Genomic DNA, 3,947 nt, shown 5'->3' on the forward strand with positions numbered 1-3,947 from the left:
CTCTTTCGAGTTCGCAAATTGCTTGGGTGTTATATGGTCAAGCCTCACGGGCAATTAGTATTGGTTAGCTCAACGCCTCACAGCGCTTACACACCCAACCTATCAACGTCGTAGTCTTCGACGGCCCTTCAGGGAACTCAAGGTTCCAGTGAGATCTCATCTTGAGGCAAGTTTCCCGCTTAGATGCTTTCAGCGGTTATCTTTTCCGAACATAGCTACCCGGCAATGCCACTGGCGTGACAACCGGAACACCAGAGGTTCGTCCACTCCGGTCCTCTCGTACTAGGAGCAGCCCCTCTCAAATCTCAAACGTCCACGGCAGATAGGGACCGAACTGTCTCACGACGTTCTAAACCCAGCTCGCGTACCACTTTAAATGGCGAACAGCCATACCCTTGGGACCGGCTTCAGCCCCAGGATGTGATGAGCCGACATCGAGGTGCCAAACACCGCCGTCGATATGAACTCTTGGGCGGTATCAGCCTGTTATCCCCGGAGTACCTTTTATCCGTTGAGCGATGGCCCTTCCATACAGAACCACCGGATCACTAAGACCTACTTTCGTACCTGCTCGACGTGTCTGTCTCGCAGTCAAGCGCGCTTTTGCCTTTATACTCTACGACCGATTTCCGACCGGTCTGAGCGCACCTTCGTACTCCTCCGTTACTCTTTAGGAGGAGACCGCCCCAGTCAAACTACCCACCATACACTGTCCTCGATCCGGATAACGGACCTGAGTTAGAACCTCAAAGTTGCCAGGGTGGTATTTCAAGGATGGCTCCACGCAGACTGGCGTCCACGCTTCAAAGCCTCCCACCTATCCTACACAAGCAAATTCAAAGTCCAGTGCAAAGCTATAGTAAAGGTTCACGGGGTCTTTCCGTCTAGCCGCGGATACACTGCATCTTCACAGCGATTTCAATTTCACTGAGTCTCGGGTGGAGACAGCGCCGCCATCGTTACGCCATTCGTGCAGGTCGGAACTTACCCGACAAGGAATTTCGCTACCTTAGGACCGTTATAGTTACGGCCGCCGTTTACCGGGGCTTCGATCAAGAGCTTCGCGTTAGCTAACCCCATCAATTAACCTTCCGGCACCGGGCAGGCGTCACACCCTATACGTCCACTTTCGTGTTTGCAGAGTGCTGTGTTTTTAATAAACAGTCGCAGCGGCCTGGTATCTTCGACCGGCGTGGGCTTACGCAGCAAGTGCTTCACCCTCACCGGCGCACCTTCTCCCGAAGTTACGGTGCCATTTTGCCTAGTTCCTTCACCCGAGTTCTCTCAAGCGCCTTGGTATTCTCTACCCAACCACCTGTGTCGGTTTGGGGTACGGTTCCTGGTTATCTGAAGCTTAGAAGCTTTTCTTGGAAGCATGGCATCAACCACTTCGTCACCCAAAGGGTAACTCGTCATCAGCTCTCGGCCTTGAAACCCCGGATTTACCTAAGATTTCAGCCTACCACCTTAAACTTGGACAACCAACGCCAAGCTGGCCTAGCCTTCTCCGTCCCTCCATCGCAATAACCAGAAGTACAGGAATATTAACCTGTTTTCCATCGACTACGCTTTTCAGCCTCGCCTTAGGGACCGACTAACCCTGCGTCGATTAACGTTGCGCAGGAAACCTTGGTCTTTCGGCGTGGGTGTTTTTCACACCCATTGTCGTTACTCATGTCAGCATTCGCACTTCTGATACCTCCAGCAAGCTTCTCAACTCACCTTCACAGGCTTACAGAACGCTCCTCTACCGCATCACCTAAGTGATACCCGTAGCTTCGGTGTATGGTTTGAGCCCCGTTACATCTTCCGCGCAGGCCGACTCGACTAGTGAGCTATTACGCTTTCTTTAAAGGGTGGCTGCTTCTAAGCCAACCTCCTAGCTGTCTAAGCCTTCCCACATCGTTTCCCACTTAACCATAACTTTGGGACCTTAGCTGACGGTCTGGGTTGTTTCCCTTTTCACGACGGACGTTAGCACCCGCCGTGTGTCTCCCATGCTCGGCACTTGTAGGTATTCGGAGTTTGCATCGGTTTGGTAAGTCGGGATGACCCCCTAGCCGAAACAGTGCTCTACCCCCTACAGTGATACATGAGGCGCTACCTAAATAGCTTTCGAGGAGAACCAGCTATCTCCGAGCTTGATTAGCCTTTCACTCCGATCCACAGGTCATCCGCTAACTTTTCAACGGTAGTCGGTTCGGTCCTCCAGTCAGTGTTACCTAACCTTCAACCTGCCCATGGATAGATCGCCCGGTTTCGGGTCTATTCCCAGCGACTAGACGCCCTATTAAGACTCGCTTTCGCTACGCCTCCCCTATTCGGTTAAGCTCGCCACTGAAAATAAGTCGCTGACCCATTATACAAAAGGTACGCAGTCACCCAACAAAGTGGGCTCCCACTGCTTGTACGCATACGGTTTCAGGATCTATTTCACTCCCCTCTCCGGGGTTCTTTTCGCCTTTCCCTCACGGTACTAGTTCACTATCGGTCAGTCAGTAGTATTTAGCCTTGGAGGATGGTCCCCCCATATTCAGACAAAGTTTCTCGTGCTCCGTCCTACTCGATTTCATGACTAAGAGATTTTCGCGTACAGGGCTATCACCCACTATGGCCGCACTTTCCAGAGCGTTCCGCTAATCTCAAAGCCACTTAAGGGCTAGTCCCCGTTCGCTCGCCACTACTAAGGGAATCTCGGTTGATTTCTTTTCCTCAGGGTACTTAGATGTTTCAGTTCCCCTGGTTCGCCTCTTGCACCTATGTATTCAGTACAAGATAACCATCTTATGATGGCTGGGTTCCCCCATTCAGACATCTCCGGATCAAAGTCTGTTTGCCGACTCCCCGAAGCTTTTCGCAGGCTACCACGTCTTTCATCGCCTCTGACTGCCAAGGCATCCACCGTATGCGCTTCTTCACTTGACCATATAACCCCAAGCAATCTGGTTATACTGTGAAGACGACATTCGCCGAAAATTCGCGCTGCTCAATTAAGAGCAACTCACAAATTTTACCTTAGCCTGATCCGTTACCAGTGAAAGTAACGTTCAGTCTATCTTTCTATCACATACCCAAATTTTTAAAGAACGATCTAGTCAAAGACTAGAAATCAACATTCACCATCACATCGATGGAATGCTCATTTCTAAGCTTTATACGTCAGAAGCAGTAGTGGTGGAGCCAAGCGGGATCGAACCGCTGACCTCCTGCGTGCAAGGCAGGCGCTCTCCCAGCTGAGCTATGGCCCCGTATTTCTACAGGCGTTTCCCACACAAAATTGGTGGGTCTGGGCAGATTCGAACTGCCGACCTCACCCTTATCAGGGGTGCGCTCTAACCAACTGAGCTACAGACCCAATTTCGGGCTGCTTCTATCGTCTTCTTCAATGAATCAAGCAATTCGTGTGGGAGCTTATGGTACAGCTGAGTCGTCGATTAAGGAGGTGATCCAGCCGCAGGTTCCCCTACGGCTACCTTGTTACGACTTCACCCCAGTCATGAATCACACCGTGGTAACCGTCCTCCCGAAGGTTAGACTAGCTACTTCTGGTGCAACCCACTCCCATGGTGTGACGGGCGGTGTGTACAAGGCCCGGGAACGTATTCACCGCGACATTCTGATTCGCGATTACTAGCGATTCCGACTTCACGCAGTCGAGTTGCAGACTGCGATCCGGACTACGATCGGTTTTATGGGATTAGCTCCACCTCGCGGCTTGGCAACCCTCTGTACCGACCATTGTAGCACGTGTGTAGCCCAGGCCGTAAGGGCCATGATGACTTGACGTCATCCCCACCTTCCTCCGGTTTGTCACCGGCAGTCTCCTTAGAGTGCCCACCATTACGTGCTGGTAACTAAGGACAAGGGTTGCGCTCGTTACGGGACTTAACCCAACATCTCACGACACGAGCTGACGACAGCCATGCAGCACCTGTCTCAATGTCCCG

The 3,947-nt window shown here is 51.8% G+C and carries 2 tRNA genes and 2 rRNA genes (1 of these 4 running past the window's edge); all 4 read right to left on the reverse strand.

Annotation, left to right across the window (positions count from 1 at the left end):
• Positions 1-33: 33 nt before the first annotated feature.
• Positions 34-2,925, reverse strand: a 23S ribosomal RNA gene (locus HNQ83_RS30815).
• 247 nt (positions 2,926-3,172) lie between these two features.
• A tRNA-Ala gene (locus HNQ83_RS30820) sits at positions 3,173-3,248 on the reverse strand.
• A gap of 30 nt (positions 3,249-3,278) precedes the next feature.
• Positions 3,279-3,355: transfer RNA gene (locus tag HNQ83_RS30825), tRNA-Ile, on the reverse strand.
• Between the two features lie 80 nt (positions 3,356-3,435).
• Positions 3,436-3,947, reverse strand: a 16S ribosomal RNA gene (locus HNQ83_RS30830) (it continues 1,089 nt past the right edge of the window).
• Together the 16S and 23S rRNA genes with 2 tRNA genes alongside form the textbook arrangement of a ribosomal RNA operon.

Origin of the sequence: Pseudomonas sp. C2B4 (assembly GCF_013359695.1) — a bacterium.
GTDB lineage: Bacteria > Pseudomonadota > Gammaproteobacteria > Pseudomonadales > Pseudomonadaceae > Aquipseudomonas.